Origin of the sequence: Salinactinospora qingdaonensis (genome assembly GCF_039539445.1) — a bacterium.
GTDB classification, from domain to species: Bacteria; Actinomycetota; Actinomycetes; order Streptosporangiales; family Streptosporangiaceae; genus Salinactinospora; species Salinactinospora qingdaonensis.
In genome coordinates this window covers 15,857-34,046 of the sequence record NZ_BAABDD010000042.1, presented here as the reverse complement: position 1 = coordinate 34,046, position 18,190 = coordinate 15,857, and the positions used below count along the sequence as shown (strand labels likewise).

Genomic DNA, 18,190 nt, shown 5'->3' with positions numbered 1-18,190 from the left:
CCCCCACTGACCACCGCCGACAACGGCAAACTAAACGCCAACACCACACACCCCAACAACCCCACCAACGGCACCACCAACGGCGGCCGATTCTCCCCCGCCCCCAACCGCAACGCCGACGCATTAGCGATCGCGTAATACATCAACACCCCAAACGACGAAAACCCAATCGCCCCCCGCACATCCCCCACCAACGCCACCACAACCGCCACCACAACCGCCACCACCACACCCGCCCGATGCGGCGCCCCAAACCGCGGATGCACCCCCGACAACCACCCCGGCAGATGCCCATCACCAGCCATCGCCGCCACCGTCCGCGACACCCCCAACAACAACGACAACAACGCCCCCAAACTCGCCAACGCCGCACCCACCGCCACCACCGGCGCCAACCCCCCAAACCCACTACGGGACACCACCGCCACCAACGGCGCCGCCGACTCCGCCAACCCCGAACGCCCCAACACCGCCAACGCCGAGGCACCCACCACCACATACACCACCATCACCGCCACCACCGCCACCGCAACCGCCCGCGGAATCACCCACTGCGGCTCCCGCACCTCACCCCCCAACGTCGCGATCCGCGCATACCCCGCAAACGCAAAAAACAACATCCCCGCAGCACCCAACACCCCAAAAAACCCCGGCCACTCCCCCACCACCGCCAACCGCGCCACCTCCGCCTGCCCACCAAACCACGCCACCCCCACAACCACCGCCAACACCGCCAACACCGCCACCAACAACAGCCGCATCACCGCCGCCGAACGCCGCACCCCCCGATAATCCAACACCGCCAACACCACCACAGCCACCACCGCCACCGGCCGCTCCCACCCCGGCCACACATACGCCCCAAACGTCAACGCCATCGCCGCACACGACGCCGTCTTCCCCACCACAAACGCCCAACCAGCTACATAACCCCACAACTCCCCCAACCGGCGGGTCCCATACACATACGTCCCCCCCGACTCCGGATGCACCGCCGCCAACCGCGCCGAGGACACCGCATTGCAATAAGCCACCACCCCCGCCACCAGCAACGCCAACGGCAACCACGCCCCAGCAGCCTCCGCCGCCGGCGCAAACACCACAAACACCCCCGCGCCCACCATCGCGGCCATACCGATCCCCACAGCATCGGCCAGCCCCAACACCCGCGCAGGAGCCCTGCGGCCCCCCTCAGAACCCCACGGACCAGAAGACGAAGACATCACATCCTGAGAGTCTGCCCGATCCCGATCACATCCCAGTGAACTCCCCCAAACAAAACAGCGCCCGGCGACCACACACCGTCACCGAGCGCCACAACCGGCACGACACGCCCCTCACTGGGTCCACGGCGTCCCCGTCGACTCAGCGATGTCCTCAGCCGCCACCTGCCGCAACTGCCGCGACAGATCCGCCAACGCCCGCGACACCGCCAACTCCTCACCAATCTCGGGAACATCCAAATCCAACGGGTGCTTACGCGCCATCCCATGGCCATGCAGCGCCGAGCCGTCCTCAGACGACAGCCCCGCCTCGGCCCACGTACGCGCCGTATCCCCCTCCGACTCCTCCGACAAGAGGATGTCGATATTCCACCGTTTCATCGTGTGCATCACACACCCCCAACCAGCCGGAACCGGCCACCACCTCACTCCTCGGCAGGGCTCTCCGGACCCCGCTCGATATGAGCGTCACCCCCCGGAAAGACCAACGTCTCCCGGTCCTCATCGACCCACCGCACCTGATACGGCGGCGCCCCATCGCGACCGCGCACGTCCGTCACCACAGCAGTGCGACGCGGCACATCATCACGCGGCCCCTCAACCACTAGACGATCCCCGACACGGGCCCGCATCGTCACCTCCCCCGTTCACCTCATCACGGTTGCTGCTCTCCTTCCCCATAATCCGCCCACCAAGCCCAACACGCAATCCTGAAAACTCCGTTTCCGCAGATCACAGGCCCAATGGCCCCGCTGTGGGGGCGGGAACCACCCACCCCCACCCCACGGCACTACTCCACACCGGCACTCAACGTCCGCCCCCCGTCCAGCGTGATCGTCTGCCCCGTCACCCACGCCGCATCCGCCGACGACAAGTAAGCGATCGCCGCGGCGATATCAGCGGGCTCCCCCAACCGGCCCAACGGATACCCCGCAGCCACCTCCTCCTCGTTGTCGGCGTACAGGGCCGTGGCAAAGCGCGTCTTGACCACCGCCGGCGCCACCGCATTCACCCGAATCCCCGGCGCCAGCTCATAAGCCAACTGCTCGGTGAGGTTGATCAGGGCCGCCTTGCTCGCCCCGTAGACCCCCAACCCCGGCGAGGGATGCTGCCCGGCCAGGGAGGCGACATTGACCACCGCTCCCCCGTGCTCCTTCATCCAGGCGTGGTAGACACTGCTGACCCACGAGGCAGCCGCGATCACGTTGACCTCGAAAATCTTGGCCATCGCCGCCGCGTCGAGATTGACCACCGCGTCATAGACCGGATTGGTCCCCGTGTTGTTGACCAGCACATCAAGACGGCCAAACGTCGACAGCGCCCGGTCGACGACCTCGCCGCGGTGATCGGCGTCGTGGGCCTTACCCACCACGCCCAATGCGCGCTCGGACCCACCGAGCTCGGCTACGGCCTTGTCCAGCGGCTCCTGGTTACGTGCAGTAATCACGACCCTGCCACCCTCGTCCACGATCCGCTGCGCGGCAGCCAACCCAATCCCCCGGCTCGCGCCCGTGAGAACGGCGACCTTGCCCTCGAAACGCCCCATGGAACTCTCCTTTGCGCGCTATGCGTGCTCTACCGACCCCAACAGTACCGACCGGACGGTCTGTCATGTGAAGGGGACCACCCCCACTGCCCTGGTAGCGTCACCACGTGGCCCAGCACTACTTCGACTCCGACCCCGGCGCCGCCAGCCGCCCCACCACCGTCAACCTCGTGTTGGACGACCTCCACCTCCGCCTGGCCACCGACCGCGGCATCTTCTCCCCCGACCGCGTGGACCCCGGCACCCGCATCCTCCTCGAAACCGTCCCCCCACCCCCCACCCACGGCCACCTCCTCGACCTCGGATGCGGCTACGGCCCCATCGCCCTCACCATGGCCACCCGCTCCCCCGCTGCTGCCGTCGTTGGTGTTGACGTTAATCGTCGCGCTCTCGACCTGGCTGTTTTTAATGCACAGTACAACCACCTTTACAACGTAGATTTCTTTCAGGTCACCGACGACGGCGCGCCCCACCCCCACACCTCCCCAGCACACCCCACCGCCCTGTCCGGCCCCTTCGCCGCGATCTGGTCCAATCCCCCCATCCGCATCGGCAAGGACCGCCTCCACACCCTGCTGCGCACCTGGCTGACCCGCCTCTCCCCCGAGGGCACCGCCCACCTCGTCGTCCACCGCCACCTCGGCGCCGACTCCCTACAGCGTTGGCTCGACACCCACCACCTGCCCAGCCAACGCATCGCTTCCCGCTCGGGATACCGGGTCCTACGCATCACCAGCGCTCCCGCCGCCGGGTAAGCTGGCCAGCGCATCCGACCACGACCCGCAAGGAAGCCCGAGCCAGGTGAGCACCCAGCTCCGTCCCACCGACGTCAAACGTCTCAACCGCCAATGGCGCCGGCGCACCGAGGCACGCATCGCGCTCCTCGTCGAATCCATCACCCAGCCCTTCAACCTGGGCTCCATCCTGCGCACCGCCGCCGCATTCGGCGTCGAGACCGTCTGGCTCACCGGCAACACCATCGACCCCGCCCACCCCCAGGTCGGCAAGACCGCGCTGGGCTCGGAGGCCAAACTGCGCTGCCAGAGCCTGCGCACCAGCCCCGAGGCCGTCAACGCCGCCCACGACGACGGCTACCGGGTCGTCGCCGTCGAACTCGCCCACGGCGCCACGCCCCTGCACGAGGCTCCCCTCGACGGCGACATCTGCCTCGCCGTGGGCGCCGAGGACCACGGCTGCTCCCCCGCGCTACTCAAAGCCGTCGACGCGCTGGCCTACATCCCCCAGACCGGCCGTGTGGGCTCGCTCAACGTGGCCATCGCCACCGCCGTGGCCATCGCCGAGACCCGCCGCCGCGAGTGGCAGCACCACGTCGAGACGGCCCCCACCAGCGACGCCGTGAACTAGCTTTTCCGGGCTTTGCGCCCGTATCAGCGCGGCTCGCCCTCTTGCGCCAGGGACCCTGCCCACCGATGATTCAACCACGCGCCGCAGGGAAGTTTTCCAGCCTAGTGAGCGTATACACAGATAACTGACCCACCAAGAGAGGAACAGTGGATCCGTCCCGAAGTACGAGCGGTGTCCTATGTAAACGCTGCTCCCCCGACCTCGACGAACCCCCCTCACCAGCGCGCGCACGTGCCGAAGCTGACAGCTCCGAGGCGGTGCGTGCGTCATGATCGGCGTGGCCGTCAACCTCATCCTCGGAGCACTGGTAGTCCTGCTGCTCATCGCAGCCAACGGCTACTTCGTCGCCCAAGAGTTCAGCTTCGTCGCCGTCGACCGCTCCCGTCTCAAGGCCGCGAAAGCCTCCGGTGACACCAACGCCCAGCGCACCCTGTCTGTCACCAACCGCACCTCCTTCATGCTCTCGGGAGCCCAACTGGGCATCACCGTCACCGGTCTGCTCGTGGGCTACATCGCCGAACCCATGATCGGCGCCGGCATCGGAGAGGTGCTGGGAGTCACCGGCATCCCCCAAGCCCTTGGCATCACCATCGGCACGGTCGCCGCGCTCCTGCTCTCCACCGTGGTGCAGATGGTCTTCGGGGAGCTGTTCCCCAAGAACCTGGCCATCGCGCGCCCCGAACCCGTGGCCCGCTGGCTGGCGCTGTCCACCAACGTCTACCTCAAGGTCTTCGGGCCGCTCATCTGGCTGTTCGACCAGGCCGCCGTGGGAGTGCTCAAGGCCGTGCGGATTCAGCCCGTGGAGGACCTCCAGCACGCCGCGACCCCGCGTGACCTGGAGAAAATCGTCGAGGAGTCCCGCGAGAGCGGCGACCTGCCCGCCGACCTGTCCACGTTGCTGGACCGCAGCCTGGACTTCCACGACCGCACCGCCGACCACGCCATGATCCCTCGCCCCCAGGTGACCTCCGTGGAGGCCGACGAACCCGTCAGCCGCGTCGTGGAGAGCATGGCCTCCGGCCACTCCCGCTTCCCCGTGCTGGGCAACGGCGTCGACGACATCGTCGGCGTCGTGTGCCTGCGCGACGTCTTGGCGTTGGGCGACCGCGACCTCGACACCGTGGAGGTCAAGGAGGTCGCCCGGCCCGCCGTTATGGTGCCCGCCTCGCTGCCGTTGAGCACCGTGCTCGATCACCTGCGCGACAACGGCGAGGAATTCGCCTGCGTCGTCGACGAGTACGGCGGGCTGGCCGGCGTCATCACCACCGAGGACATCGCCGAGGAGCTCGTCGGCGAGATCGCCGACGAGCACGACCCCGAAGACGAGGGCGAGGCCCGTGTCAGCGAGGACGGTTCCTGGCTGCTGCCCGGTGCACTCCACGTCGACGAGGTGGAACGCCTCCTGGGCCACGACCTGCCCGACGGTGACTACGAAACCATCGGCGGGCTGGTCATCAACGAACTCCGGCGGCTGCCCGAACCCGGCGACGCCGTCACCGTCGACCTGCCCCGCCCACCCGTGGCCGAGGACGATGAGCCCCACCGTTACATCCACCTCACCGTGGACAACGTCGACCGTCACGTGCCCGAGACCGTGCGTTTGGAAATGACCGAAATCCAGGCCACCGAGACCCCTCAGGACGATCGGGGGGTGCGGGCATGAGCGACCTTCCCCCTGTTCTAGCGCTACTGATCTCGGTGGGCATCATCGTGCTCAGCGCGTTCTTCGTGGCGATCGAGTTCGCGCTGGTGGCGGCGAGGCGCTACCGGTTGGAGGAGGCAGCGGCCACCAGCCTGGCGGCGCGAACCGCGCTGAAGAGCGCGCGCGACCTGTCGCTGCTGCTGGCCGGCTCGCAACTGGGCATCACACTGTGCACGCTGGCCCTGGGTGCGATCACCAAGCCGGCCGTCCACCACCTGCTGGAGCCGCTGTTCCACGGGTGGCTGCCCAACGCGGTGTCCTACACCGTCTCCTTCGTCGTCTCCCTGTTCGTGGTGACGTTCCTGCACCTGGTAGTCGGGGAGATGGCGCCGAAGTCGTGGGCGATCTCCCACCCCGAGAAGTCGGCCACATTGCTGGCCATTCCGATGCGAGGGTGGATGTGGCTGACCCGTCCACTGCTGGTGGGCCTCAACGGGATGGCCAACTGGAGCCTGCACCGTATCGGCGTGGCTGCCGTTGACGAGGTCGCCGGCGGACACAACCCCGATGACCTGCGCCAGCTCGTCGACCATTCGGCCCGCGCCGGGGCCCTCGACGCCGAACGTCGCGACCAGCTCGCCAGCGCGCTGGAGGTCAACGCGCGACCACTGCGCGAGATCGTCACCCCCAAGGCCGAACTGGCCAGCGTCAGCCCCGGGGCTTCGTTGGAGGCCATCAAGGAGGTGTCGCGCAGTACCGGCCACATGCGCCTGGTCGTGGCCGACGGCACGGTGCCGCTGGGAGTGCTGCACGTGCGCGACGCGTTGACCAGTGCGGCCGGCACGACCGCCGCCAACTTGATGCGGCCGGTGCTGAGCCTAGAGGCAGCCACCCCGATCTATGCGGCGTTGAGCATCATGCGTGAGAGCCGCAGCCACCTCGCGCTGGTCGAGGACAACAGCTCCCTGATCGGCCTGGTGACCATGCAGGACATTCTCGATCGGCTGTTGCTGGTGGGCCACCGCAGCCCCGCCTAAGGTCGACTACGGCCCCGTCGGCACGCGGCTGTGGACCCCGTGGTCCGAGGCCCGCGCCGGCGGGGCCGTGTGTTGTGCTCCCCGGCGGGGAATCAACGCCGGGGGCCGACGGGGTGCCGGCAACAACACGGGGTGCCTGCGAGCGGAAAGGAATCACTCGACGATGGTGCTGCCCTGGCACGGCGGAAACGACTGCGGTGGCTGAGCCCATGCGCGGCGACCGGATGTGGGCCGTAGCTGTGGCCGCCGGCCTGTGGGGGACGTCGGCGCTGCTGCGCGAGCCGCTGGTCGAGCGGCTGCCCGCCCCCACGATCGTTTTTTTCGAGCACCTGGTGATCGTGGCGTGTCTGCTGCCGTGGATCGGCTCCGCCATGGTGGCGCTGGCTCGCTGCGGCCGTGCCACGGTGCTGGCGATGCTCGTGGTCGGAGGGGGCTCCTCGGCGGTGGCCACCACGTTGTTCACGGCGGCCTTCGCTGTCGGTGACCCTGTCACGCCGCAGGTGCTCCAAAAGCTCCAACCCGTCTTCGCCGTCGTGCTGGCCATGGTCGTGCTGGGTGAACGGGTGACCCCGCGTTTCGCCTACTACGCCGTGCCCGCGCTGGTGGGGACATGGCTGCTGGCCTTCGCAGACCCGCTGTCGATCAGCGTCGGTGACGCTATGGCCGCGCTCTTGGCTGTCGGTGCGGCCGTGCTGTGGGCCAGCGGCACGGTATTGGGCCGCTTCGCCGGGTTACGACTGTCGTTCATGCACGTCACGGCGGTGCGCTTCACGGTCGCACTGCCGGTGACGCTGGTGCTGGCACTGGGATCGGGGGCGTCACTGCGCATTGGCGCCGGCGACGTCGTCCCGCTGATCGGGGTGGCGCTCATCCCGGGGCTGGGTGCGTTGCTGGTGTACTACTGGGGGCTGAGTCGTACGGCGGCCAGCCGCGCCACGATCGCCGAGTTGACGTTTCCTTTCGTCTCAGCGCTGGTGGGGGTGACCGCGCTGGGAGCGTCGCTGAGCTGGAGCCAGTGGAGTGGGGCTGGGGTGCTGCTGGTTGCCGTGACGGCTATGACGTTGAGTCGTTCGAGCTCTCGCCCCAGCGGGGTGATCGATCCGGCGCGTCTGACAGCGGGCGTCTCCTCCCCTGGTTGAGTAAGCTTCCACCATTGTTGTGGGATACATCCCCCTCAACTTTACAATGTAGATTTACTACTTGTGTGTGGTGGGGGCTGAGGTGACGACGCCCGCTCCCTGAACGGGAGCCACGGGGCGCGCTCCGGACTGCTCGGCCCACCTGCTCGGGGACGCGCCCCACGCTCGGCTGCGGCCGAGAAACGCGGTCGCTGCACTCACAGGCCGTAGGTTTCCAGCAGCCGCAGCCAGATCTCGCTCATCGTGGGATAGGCCGGTACGGCGTGCCACAGCCGTTCCAGCGGCACCTCACCGACGACGGCGACCGTGGCGGCGTGGATGAGCTCACCGGCTCCGGAGCCGACCAGGGTGCAGCCCAACAGGACCTGCCGCTCGTCGTCGACGACGATCTTGGCGTGGCCGCTGTAGTCGCGCGCGTAGAGGACGGCGCCGGCGATGGAGCTCAGTGGGTACTCCACGGCGCGCACGCGCAGTCCCGCCGCGCGGGCCGCATCCTCGGTGCGGCCGACCGCCGCCACTTCCGGTTCGGTGAACACGACCTGGGGCACAGCGTGGTGGTCGGCGGTGGCGGTACAGCGGCTCCAGGCGTGGATGGTGGCCTCGGTTCCGGCGGCGCGGGCGGCGATGGCCTCACCGCAGGCACGCGCCTGGTACTTGCCCATGTGGGTGAGCATGGCGCGTCCGTTGACGTCGCCGACAGCGTAGAGCCACCCTTCATCGACGCCGGTAACCTGGCAGGTGTCGTCGACATCGAGAGCGGCAGGGTCGAGGCCGATACTGTCGAGGCCCAAGTCGTCGGTGGTGGGGGCGCGGCCCGTGGCGGCGAGCAGTTCGGCGGCGGTGAGCACCTGCTGGCCTTGATCACTGTCACAGGTGAGGCTGACGTAGCCAGTGGCGGGATCGCGGGTGGCCTGGCGGGCCGAGGTGGCGGTGCGGATATCGATGCCGGCGTGGTGCAGGGCCTGGCGCAGGTGGTCGCCGGCGAAGGGCTCGTAGCCGGCAAGGAGCCGGGGCCCGCGCACTACCATGGTGACCTGCGCTCCCAAACAGTGCCAGGCCCAGGCCAGTTCGCATCCGGCGACGCCGCCCCCGACGACGATAAGGCTGTCGGGCACCTGTTGGGCCGAGGTCGCCTCGTGGGTGCCCCAGGGCTGGGCGGGGGCCAGCGGCGGCGGCACCAGGGGCCGCGAGCCGGTGCACAGGGCCACGGCGTGGCGGGCGGTGAGCACGATGATCTCGCCGGCGGGGCTGGTGACCTCGACGAGACGCTCCCCGACCAGCCGGCCCTGGCCGCGCACGAGATCGATTCCGGCGTCGTGGACCCAGGTGACCTGACTGTCATCGTGCCAGTGGGACACGATCTCGTCGCGGCGGGCCAGAGCCGGCCGCGGCGAGAGGCCGTCGCTGATCGCCTCGCGGGCGCCGTCGACGGCACTGGCCTGGTGTAACGCCGCGGGCGGACGCAGCAGTGCCTTACTGGGCATGCACGCCCAGTAGGAGCACTCCCCTCCCACGAGGGCGCGCTCGACCACGACGGTGGTGAGGCCGGCGCGCCTGACACGGTCGGCGACGTTTTCTCCGGTAGATCCAGCCCCGATGACGATGACGTCGTACTCGCTCTCGCGTGTCACGGTCGCGCCTTTCCCTTCGGCTGCGCTGCGACGGGCCACTCCCACCACTACCGGGGCCGCAGGCGAGCCGGCGCGATGGGAAGTGGCACGCCGAGCACCGCTGCCCCAGCGGGAGGGGCGGTAACCACAGGGGGCAGAGGTGTCCGAAGTCGGCCGCGCCGCGCTGGGGAGCCGACTCAGCGACGCACCGAATCCAGGTAGTTCTGGAAGATCTCGTCGTAGGCGGCGGCGCGCTCGCCGGGCAGGACGGGGGCTTCGTGCTCGGGCTGGACGTGGGGATCGTCGAGACCGGCGGCGCGGGCGGCGAGGATGGCGGCGCCCAGCGCGGAGGCGCTGCGCAGCCGAATGGGGTGGAGTTCGACGTTGAGCACGTCGGCCAGGAGCCGACGGAAGGCGGGGTGGTGGCTGCCGCCCCCGGCCAGGCGCACCTGGTCGGGGAGCCCACCGGCCAGGGCGGTGGCGGCGTGGCGCAGCGACAGCGCCACGCCTTCGACGCCGGCGCGCAGCAGCGCGGCCCGGTCGGTGCCCAGGCGCAGGCCCAGCAGGGAGCCGGTCGCCGAAGCGTCGAGGATGGGGGTGCGTTCGCCGGTGAGGTGGGGCACGAAGGTGACCCCGTCGGCGCCGGGACGGCCGTATTCGACGCTGGCGTAGAGCTCGTCCCAGGTGGCGGCGAGTAGGGTGGTGAGCCACTCCAACGCGAGGCCGGCGTTTTGGACCGCGGCCATGCGGTACCAGCCGCTGTCGTCGGCGGTGCGGTAGACGTGCACGCCGGGGGCGGGGGTGGGCTCGGCGACGGGGACGACGATCTGGGCGCCGCTGCCGACGGTGATCTGGGCCTGGCCCGGGGCGAGCCCGCCGGCGAGGACCGCGGCGGGGGTGTCGCCGGTGCCGGTGGCCACCGAAATCCCGGGGGGCAGCCCGAGTTCGGTGGCTGCGGCCTCGCTGAGGGAGCCGGCGCACGAGGCGGAGGCGGCCACGGGCGGTAGCAGTTGGGCCCCGACGCCGCAGGCTTCCAGCGCGGGCTGTGACCAGGTCTCTTCGGGCATGTCCCACAGCAGGGTGGCCGAGGCGTCGGAGGGGTCGGTGACGGCGCGGCCAGTGAGGCGCATGCGCAGCCAGTCTTTGGGCAACAGCGCCCACTGGGAGCGGTGCAACGACTCCGGTTCGTGTTCGGCGACCCACCGCAGCAAAGGACCGGTCATGCCGGGGGTCAGGGGGTTGGCCAGGCGGGCGCGTTGGGGGGCCGACAGTTGGGTCCAGCGTCCCATGACCTCTTCGGCGCGCTGGTCGGCCCACAGCAGTGCGGGTCTGACCGGGGTGGCGTCGGCGTCAGTGAGCACTAGGCCGTGCATCTGGCCGTCGACACCGATGCCGGTGATCTCCACCTCGCCGGCCTGTTTCCGGGCGGCGCGCACCGCGGACACGGCGGCCTCCCACCACGCCATGGGCGCGGTTTCGGCCCAGCCGGGCTCGGGTGAGACCACCGGGTGGGGGTGGTCGGCCTCGCCGAGTTGGGTGCCGTCGAGGGCGATCACGAGGGCTTTGACCCCGCTGGTGCCGAGGTCCAGGCCGATCAGCGCTGCACGAGCCATAGCCGGGCGTCCTCTCCTCCTGCGACGTGGCCGCGTCCCGCTGGCCGTAAGGGTGGTGGCTGCGGGGCGGGCCGATTCGCTGGCTCGGCTGCGGCCGGTCGCCGCGTGATCACCGCGCCATTGCGCAGGCTACCAAGGGGCGGCCTGCGGGAGGAGGCCGTGGCAGTAGGTGGCCGTGTGGGCGTGCCCACCGTGGTCTCCTCGCTCCACGTTTTCCAGGGGGCGCCGGGAGGTCGAGGTTGGTGTGGGAGGGGCCGCGGGCGGAGAGCTGCTAGATGAGTTTCTTGCGTTGCAGGTAGTGGAACGCACCCCACCCGGGAAGCACCGGGAACCAGAAGGTGAGCAGCCGAAACAGCAGCACGGCGGGCAGTGCTGCGCTGGCTGGGACACCGGCTACCGTGGTCAGCCCGCCCAACAGGGCCGCTTCGACCGCCCCCAGCCCGCCGGGGGTAGGGGCGGCCGAGCCCACCGCGTTGCCGGCGAGGAAGACCACCGCGACAGCGGCCAGGTTGGCGCTGCCGCCGAAGGCGACGATGGAAAAGTGCAGGCACAGCACGAACCCGACGGTGAGCAGCAGCGTGCCGCCCAGGCCCAAGACGAGGCGTCGCGGCTGTTGGGCCAGGTCGAGCAGCTGCGGGAGGACGCCCTGGAAGTAGGGGCGCACCCGGTTCATGATGGCCCGACGCAGCGCGGGAAAAGCCAGCACAGCCGCGACCGCGACCGAGAGGACGCCGGCGACCACGAGCAGGATCGCTGAGGGAGAGAAGTCGGCGGGGTAGGCGGTGCCGGCGAGGTAGGCACAGATCAGCAGCAGCGCCACGTGGGTCAGCAGCCCCACGAGCTGAGAGACGCCCACGGCCGAGATGGCGAGTCCGGCTGAGGCGCCCATGCGGGTGGCGTAGCGGGTGTTGAGGGCCAGCGAGCCCAGCCCCGCCGGGGCCGCGATCCGGATGAAGGAGCCGGCGAACTGGACCAGGACGGTGGACCACAGGGGCAACCGGACCGGGACGAAGCCGATGAGGACCAGCGCGGCGGCGAACACGACCACCAGGGAGGTCACGAACGCCGCTGCGGTCCAGACGAGGTTGGCGCCGCTGATCGTAGTGAGGTCGACGTCGGTGAGTTGGGAGGCCAGCAGCACGCCGACGATGGTGGCCGCTGCGACGCTGACCACAGTGCGCGGGCGCATCCGCTCCAGCTTGGCCGGGCCGGCCGGCGCCTCGGGTTCGATGCGGTTGATCTCGGTGCGCACGTCGCCGAGGGTGATCGAACTCGACCTCATGCGGCGGCGCAGGGTGCGAGGCAGCCCGGCGGGCTGCAAGAACGGCAGAGTGGCCGCGACGGTCTCGGTGCCCAGGTGGCGCACCGCCGACTCCACGGCGCGGCGCGCGCCCACGCGCAGCGCCAACGTGGTGAGCAGCGCGGCGGTGTCGAGGGAGGCGGCGAAGCCGCCGGCGGCCACATCGCCGGTGGACATCCCGTGGAAGACGGCGCGGCCGTCCATGCGCAGCCCCACGGTGAGGTCGCTGACGTTGCGGTGGGCGATGCGGTGGCGATGCAGCAGGGCAAGACCGTTCCAGACCTCGTCGAGGAGGGCGTCGGTGATCTCGTGGGAGTGCAACTGGGCCAGAGAGCGGGTGCGCACGTGCTCACGCACCAGCAGGGTCGTGCCGGGGCCGAGGTCTCCTAGCGCCAGCAAGCGGGGAACGGCGGCTCCGGCGGCCTGGGCGGCGAAGTCGAGGAGGGCGGTGTGTTCCACGCGGCGGCGCAGGGTGAACAGTACGGGAGGGGCCGCAGGGTCGCGCAGCAGCAAACGGCTGAACAGGCGTTTCCAAAAGCCGGTGGCGACGTCGGCGCGGACCAGGACCGCATCGAAGCGACGGTCGACGGTGTCGATGGCGAAGCGGTCGTGGCCTTCCTGGTCGGTGCCGTCGGCGGTGATGTCAAGGGGGTCGATCCCCAACCGGCGCAGTTCGCGCACGAGCCGCGCTGGTTCGGGGGCCGGTGAGGTGATGCCCACGCTGTAGCGGGCGATCCAGGCGCAGGTCCAGCCGAGCACGAAGGTGAGGGCCAGCCCCAACGGGGTGGTGAAGCCCGACAACAGCACCGAGGCGGCGGTGACGGCGATCCCGGCCCATATCCCGACGCGCACGCGCGGCATGTGGGCCGGGCCCATCGTTTGGGCGTAGCCCACGGCCGCGGCAAGGTAGCCGTGCAGGGGCTGGGTGAGGCCGCCCTGGTAAGGCGGGGTGGCCAGCGCCTCGGGTGGTCCCGCCGGTCCGGCGATGTGGAAGGCGACGGCGTTGAGCGCGCCGGCGAGAGCGTAGCCCAGACAGGCGGCCAGCAACGCCCGAAGAATATGGCGAAACTCACGGTGGATGAGGCGCTCGACGATGGTGACGCAGACCAACAAAATGACGGCCAGGTTGGCCACCCCGGAGGCCAGGGCCAGCAGCGATGCCGGCAGTAGCGTACGCAACGGCCCCGGGGGCGGGGTGTCGACCCCGTCTGCGGTCAGACGCACGAGCAGCAGCACCGCGGCGAGCGTCACACCCCCAGCCAACGCCAACAGTAAGTCCAGGGGCCGCCGCGTGGTCAGGCGTGTCCGCTGCCGGATCGCCGCCCCCAGGCTCATCCTTTCCGTGCTGGGTTCTCCTGGTGTCACGTTGTCCAGACTGCCCGATTCTCCGGACGTCTGTTGCATCCCCCGTGGCGTGTCCGCAGCGGCCGTGCCAGGGCGGCGCGGGGCGGGCTCAGTCACCGGTATCGTCTGAAGTGATGTGGATCTTCCCGCCGGTTCCGGCGCGTATGAGGTCGAGCGCCTCGGGAAAGCGCGCCAGCGGCAGGACGTGAGTGGGCAGTGGGGCGGCGTCGATGTCGCCCGGCCTCTGCGGTCGAAGCCACCGACGTCGCCTTGCGCCCCGGCTTGGTGTCGACTCTGGTCACCGACACCGCCGTGGTCAACCACCTGTTTAGGGCGGACTGCGCGGCCCCAGCGCCGCGCGAGGGCTCACAGGAAGCTCACGCCCTGGGCCAGCGGCAGCTCCGGCGAGTAGTTCACCGTGTTGGTGGCTCGACGCATGTAGGCCCGCCAGGCGTCCGAGCCCGACTCGCGCCCGCCGCCGGTGTGCTTCTCCCCGCCGAAAGCTCCCCCGATCTCGGCCCCCGAGGTGCCGATGTTGACGTTGACGATGCCGCAGTCGGCGCCCTCGGCGGCCATGAACTCCTCAGCCTCGCGCTGATCGCGCGTGAACACGCTGGCCGACAACCCTTGGGTGACCTCGTTGTTGCGAGCGATGGCCTCGGCATGGGTGCGGTAGGTCAGTGCGTGCAGGATCGGCGCGAACGTCTCCTCGCGCATCACCGCGGTCTGGTCGGGCATGCGCACCACGGCCGGCTGCACGTAGTAGGCGTCGGGGGCCTGCCGGTGCAACCGGCGCTGTCCGCCGGTGATCACCGTGCCGCCGTCGGCGCGGGCGCGCTCCAGGGCGCTGAGCATGGCCTCGTAGGCGCGGGCCCCGATGAGTGGCCCCACGAGCGTGGCCGCGTCGAAGGGGTCACCGATAGACAGTTCGGCGTAGGCCTCGGTGATGCCGGCGAGGAGGTCATCGGCGACGCTCTCGTGGACGATGAGGCGGCGCAGTGTCGTGCACCGCTGTCCGGCCGTTCCGGCAGCGGCGAAGACGACGGCGCGCGTAGCCAGATCCAGATCCGCCGAGGGGGTGACGACCGCGGCGTTGTTGCCGCCCAACTCAAGGATGCAGCGGCCGAAGCGCGCCGCGACCCGTGGCCCCACCCGCTGGCCCATAGCCACCGAGCCGGTGGCGCTGACCAGGGCGATGCGAGGGTCGTCCACCAGTTGCTCCCCGACCTCGCGCCCTCCGAGGAGCAACTGGTGGACATCGGCGGGCGCACCCACCTCGGCCACGGCCCGAGCGAGGAGCGCCGCGCATGCCAGCGACGTCAGCGGTGTGGTCTCGGAGGGCTTCCACACCACCGGATCGCCGCAGACCAGCGCGATAGCGGTGTTCCACGACCACACCGCCACGGGAAAGTTGAACGCGGAGATGACTCCCACTACGCCAAGGGGGTGCCACGTCTCCATCAGCCGGTGCCCGGGCCGCTCGGTGGCCATAGTGCGGCCATAGAGCTGGCGGGAGAGCCCGACGGCGAAGTCGCATATGTCGATCATCTCTTGGACCTCGCCCTGCGCCTCGGAGCTGATCTTGCCCACCTCGGCGGTGACGACAGTGGCCAGGTCGCTCTTGTGCTCGCGCAGGAGGTCGCCCCAGCGCCGCACCAGGGCGCCCCGCTGGGGCGCCGGGGTCGAGCGCCAGACGCCGAAAGCGTCGTAAGCCCTGGCTATGGCCATAGTGATCTCGGTATCGGTGGCCGGAGTCACGGGGAAAAGGCGTTCACCGGTGATGGGCGTCCACGATCCCCACGTGGCCTCGGCATCGGCGGCGAGGTCGACCCCGCAGCTTCGCAGGCTCTTGGACACGCGTTCGCGGATCTGGGCGGTGGTCGACAGTTCGGTGGGAGTCATGGCCACGTTCTCCTCTCCTCGTTGAGAGGTCCACGGTTCATTGACGTTCTCCCCTTCCTAACGGGAGAAGATTCCCCCTCGCGGGGTGGGTTTCCTGCTTCGTCGCCGAGCGCGCAAGGGTGGCCTCGCGCCGTCTGACACCGGCTCCACCGGCGTCTCCCGCGTGGCGGGCGGTGACTCGACCAGCCGCACCGATGTTCGTGGCCGCGTTGATGTCACGGTCGTGGCGGGTGCGTCAGGCCGGGCACACCCAGTGGCGGGTGGCCGAGGAGAGTTCGGCGCGGGTGCCCTCCCTTGAGGTCGATTCCCACCTCGCTAGCCGGTCTCGGGTGCCGACTCGGAGGTCTGCTTTCCCCGGTCAGCGCCGCAGCGGTCTGGGCGTAGGGAGCTGCTGGCCGCGCCGGTGCCAGGCGGTGTGCCGCGCAGCCAGTGTCTTGTTCCACATCAGGCGCCCGCATCCGAACGTAGAGCCCGACTGGACCGCCTGTGCGGAGTCCGAGTAGACCCGAACCTTGTACGCCGAACGCAGGTACGGACCTTCACCCGAGGAACCACCGTGTGTGAGCCGCCACCCGGGTTCCTCCCTGGCCTGAAGGCCGGGGCACCCTCCCGGGGAAGCGGTGAAGCTGTCCTTCCCGCTGTCGGCACCGGATACGCATCCCTAGGCGCCCCAGAACAGGCCACGCCCACGCTGGGCATATCCCCCACACAGGCGACGACTTAGGGTAAGAATATCATCACTCTACGGAGTGAATGGGTGGGTTCTGACATGCTCCCCCATCACTGCCCAGATGTCCCGTGTTCCGTGTCTTACGCACGATTGAAGGCCACTGCTGTGTTCAGCTCCACCACCGGGCACCGCCTCTTGGGCACAGGCGCCACCGCGACCGCGCTGACCTGCCTAGCCGCGTGCGCTTACCTGCCCAACTTCGAAGATCTACAGCCCAACCCCCCCGATACTCAGACCGAGCTGGTGAGCCTAGCACCTGAGCAGGTGCGCGGCGTGGAGACCCGCGAGCTCGTCATCGAACACGAGGGGGTGCGCACAGCCGCCCGCTACCCGCTGATCCCGACCGCGGCCCCCTTGACGATGGAAATCCGCACGCTGATGGCGGAGCGGGAAACCCAACTCATCACTAGCGGCACCGGCGGTGAGCTCGAACAGGAAGCCACCCTGCTGGCCGTCTCCGACGCCGTCGTGGGGGCGCGCATCGTGGCCCGCGGCGGCACCGCCGGGACCACCACGGCAACGACACGCTGGTACGACACCGCCAGCGCCACGGTCCGCCCCTGGCGGGCGCTGCTGCGCAACGAGGCCGCCATCACTGCCCTGGGCGCCCGGGTCGCACGCCAACTGCGCGACGACTACGGGGTTAGCGCCGAGGAGCTACCCGAGGATCTGCGCGAGGCAGCCACTGTGATGGCCTCCCCCTCCAACGACTCCTTCGCCCCGCCCGCTGCCGCCGAGAAGCAGCAACGCGCGTCCTCTCTGCACGACATCGGCTTCGACACCGCCGGCAACGTGGTGATCCGATTCAGCCCCGGCCAGGCCGGCACCGGTTCCGTGCCTGTCGATCAGATCACGGTGGAACGCGCGACCTCCGACAAACTCCTCTCCGAGCTGGGGCGCCAGGCCCGCGAGGCCGCCATGAACGGCAGCGGCACCGCTGACTTGAGCACCGACACGGTGGCCGCGGCAGGGCCGGCGATGGCCACTCTCGACTGTGACCGTGTCCCCTGTGTGGCGCTGACCTTCGACGACGGTCCTGGCCCCCACACCCAACGACTGCTGGACCACCTGGCCGAGCACTCGGTCGACGCCACCTTCTATGTGCTGGGTCAACTCGTCGACGGCAACGGCGAGACCCTACGCCGGGCGGTGCGGGAGGGCCACGAGATCGGGAACCACAGTTGGCAGCACGACGACCTCACCACCCTGTCACCAGAACAGGTCAGAAACGACCTGGAACGGACCTCCGCGGCCATCGAGCGGGCTGTGGGTGCACCGCCGCGCACCATGCGCCCTCCCTACGGCGCCTACGACGCCACCTCCAGCGCCAACACCGCTCTTCCGATGATCATCTGGGATGTCGACACCCGTGATTGGCAGACGCGCAGCACCGCCGAGACCGTCGAGATCGCGACATCGCAGACGTCACCGGGAAGCGTCGTGCTGATGCACGACATCCACGCCCCCACCGTCGCCGCGGTGCCCGAGATCATCACGAGGCTGCGCGGGCAGGGCTACCACTTCGTCACCGTGTCCGGGCTGTTCAGTGAGACCGGCCTCAAGCCCGGCGCCGCCTACAAACGCCGCACCTAGCGGCGCTGCCCCAGCTCATGGCGGGGTCCGCTGGCCTCCCCCGCCAGGACGGGGATACTTTGTCGTCTCAACGGTGCCGTGCGGCCGTGCCCGTTCCCGAAGCCACGCAGGAGAGGTCCCAAAGCAGGCGAGCGTTGATGGCGCCC

Annotated in this window: 15 protein-coding genes; 6 read left to right on the top strand and 9 right to left on the bottom strand. The window is 69.6% G+C overall.

Annotation, left to right across the window (positions count from 1 at the left end; all coding sequences use genetic code 11):
- The 4 genes from ABD848_RS23290 to ABD848_RS23275 all read right to left on the bottom strand — a co-directional run.
- On the bottom strand, nucleotides 1-1,223 hold a 1,223-nt coding region (locus ABD848_RS23290; protein ID WP_344976722.1), incomplete at its 3' end, for an APC family permease.
- 114 nt (nucleotides 1,224-1,337) lie between these two features.
- Nucleotides 1,338-1,613, bottom strand: coding sequence for a DUF1876 domain-containing protein (locus tag ABD848_RS23285; RefSeq protein WP_425567673.1), 276 nt, complete (start codon nucleotides 1,611-1,613; stop codon nucleotides 1,338-1,340).
- 35 nt (nucleotides 1,614-1,648) lie between these two features.
- Entirely contained in the window at nucleotides 1,649-1,855 is a 207-nt protein-coding gene (locus tag ABD848_RS23280) for a DUF1918 domain-containing protein (RefSeq protein ID WP_344976716.1), read from the bottom strand.
- A 158-nt stretch (nucleotides 1,856-2,013) separates the two neighbouring features.
- Complete coding sequence (locus tag ABD848_RS23275; protein WP_344976713.1) at nucleotides 2,014-2,769, bottom strand: SDR family oxidoreductase; 756 nt, start codon at nucleotides 2,767-2,769, stop codon at nucleotides 2,014-2,016.
- Nucleotides 2,770-2,876: 107 nt separating this feature from the next.
- On the opposite strand from ABD848_RS23275, the gene ABD848_RS23270 reads away from it, so the two are divergent.
- The 5 genes from ABD848_RS23270 to ABD848_RS23250 all read left to right on the top strand — a co-directional run bounded on the left by ABD848_RS23270 (nucleotide 2,877) and on the right by ABD848_RS23250 (nucleotide 7,952).
- A complete protein-coding gene (locus tag ABD848_RS23270; protein WP_344976710.1) occupies nucleotides 2,877-3,524 on the top strand; it encodes a class I SAM-dependent methyltransferase in 648 nt (215 codons plus the stop codon).
- A gap of 46 nt (nucleotides 3,525-3,570) precedes the next feature.
- Nucleotides 3,571-4,134, top strand: coding sequence for a TrmH family RNA methyltransferase (locus ABD848_RS23265; protein WP_344976707.1), 564 nt, complete (start codon nucleotides 3,571-3,573; stop codon nucleotides 4,132-4,134).
- Between the two features lie 268 nt (nucleotides 4,135-4,402).
- Nucleotides 4,403-5,797 (top strand): hemolysin family protein, encoded by a 1,395-nt coding sequence (locus tag ABD848_RS23260; protein ID WP_425567672.1) that lies wholly within the window; start codon nucleotides 4,403-4,405, stop codon nucleotides 5,795-5,797.
- Nucleotides 5,794-6,813, top strand: a complete 1,020-nt coding sequence (locus ABD848_RS23255; protein ID WP_344976704.1) for a hemolysin family protein — start codon at nucleotides 5,794-5,796, stop codon at nucleotides 6,811-6,813. The genes ABD848_RS23260 and ABD848_RS23255 overlap by 4 nt, the downstream gene beginning before the upstream one ends.
- A 197-nt stretch (nucleotides 6,814-7,010) precedes the next feature.
- Nucleotides 7,011-7,952 carry a DMT family transporter gene (locus ABD848_RS23250; RefSeq protein WP_344976701.1) on the top strand — a complete coding sequence of 314 codons (942 nt, stop codon included), beginning with the start codon at nucleotides 7,011-7,013 and terminating at the stop codon, nucleotides 7,950-7,952.
- 197 nt (nucleotides 7,953-8,149) lie between these two features.
- Here the strand turns inward: ABD848_RS23250 and ABD848_RS23245 are convergent, their stop codons facing one another.
- The 5 genes from ABD848_RS23245 to ABD848_RS23220 all read right to left on the bottom strand — a co-directional run bounded on the left by ABD848_RS23245 (nucleotide 8,150) and on the right by ABD848_RS23220 (nucleotide 16,250).
- Nucleotides 8,150-9,583, bottom strand: coding sequence for a dihydrolipoyl dehydrogenase family protein (locus tag ABD848_RS23245; RefSeq protein ID WP_344976699.1), 1,434 nt, complete (start codon nucleotides 9,581-9,583; stop codon nucleotides 8,150-8,152).
- A gap of 176 nt (nucleotides 9,584-9,759) precedes the next feature.
- Entirely contained in the window at nucleotides 9,760-11,175 is a 1,416-nt protein-coding gene (locus ABD848_RS23240; protein WP_344976696.1) for a xylulokinase, read from the bottom strand.
- Between the two features lie 271 nt (nucleotides 11,176-11,446).
- Entirely contained in the window at nucleotides 11,447-13,879 is a 2,433-nt protein-coding gene (locus ABD848_RS23235) for a lysylphosphatidylglycerol synthase transmembrane domain-containing protein (protein ID WP_344976693.1), read from the bottom strand.
- Between the two features lie 306 nt (nucleotides 13,880-14,185).
- Nucleotides 14,186-15,721 carry an L-piperidine-6-carboxylate dehydrogenase gene (gene amaB / locus ABD848_RS23230; RefSeq protein WP_344976731.1) on the bottom strand — a complete coding sequence of 512 codons (1,536 nt, stop codon included), beginning with the start codon at nucleotides 15,719-15,721 and terminating at the stop codon, nucleotides 14,186-14,188.
- 358 nt (nucleotides 15,722-16,079) lie between these two features.
- Nucleotides 16,080-16,250, bottom strand: a complete 171-nt coding sequence (locus ABD848_RS23220) for a helix-turn-helix domain-containing protein (protein ID WP_344976728.1) — start codon at nucleotides 16,248-16,250, stop codon at nucleotides 16,080-16,082.
- A 306-nt stretch (nucleotides 16,251-16,556) separates the two neighbouring features.
- Between ABD848_RS23220 and ABD848_RS23215 the strand changes: the two genes are divergently transcribed.
- On the top strand, nucleotides 16,557-18,044 hold the full coding sequence (locus ABD848_RS23215; RefSeq protein WP_344976690.1) for a polysaccharide deacetylase family protein: 1,488 nt from the start codon (nucleotides 16,557-16,559) through the stop codon (nucleotides 18,042-18,044).
- The last annotated feature ends 146 nt before the right edge of the window (nucleotides 18,045-18,190 follow it).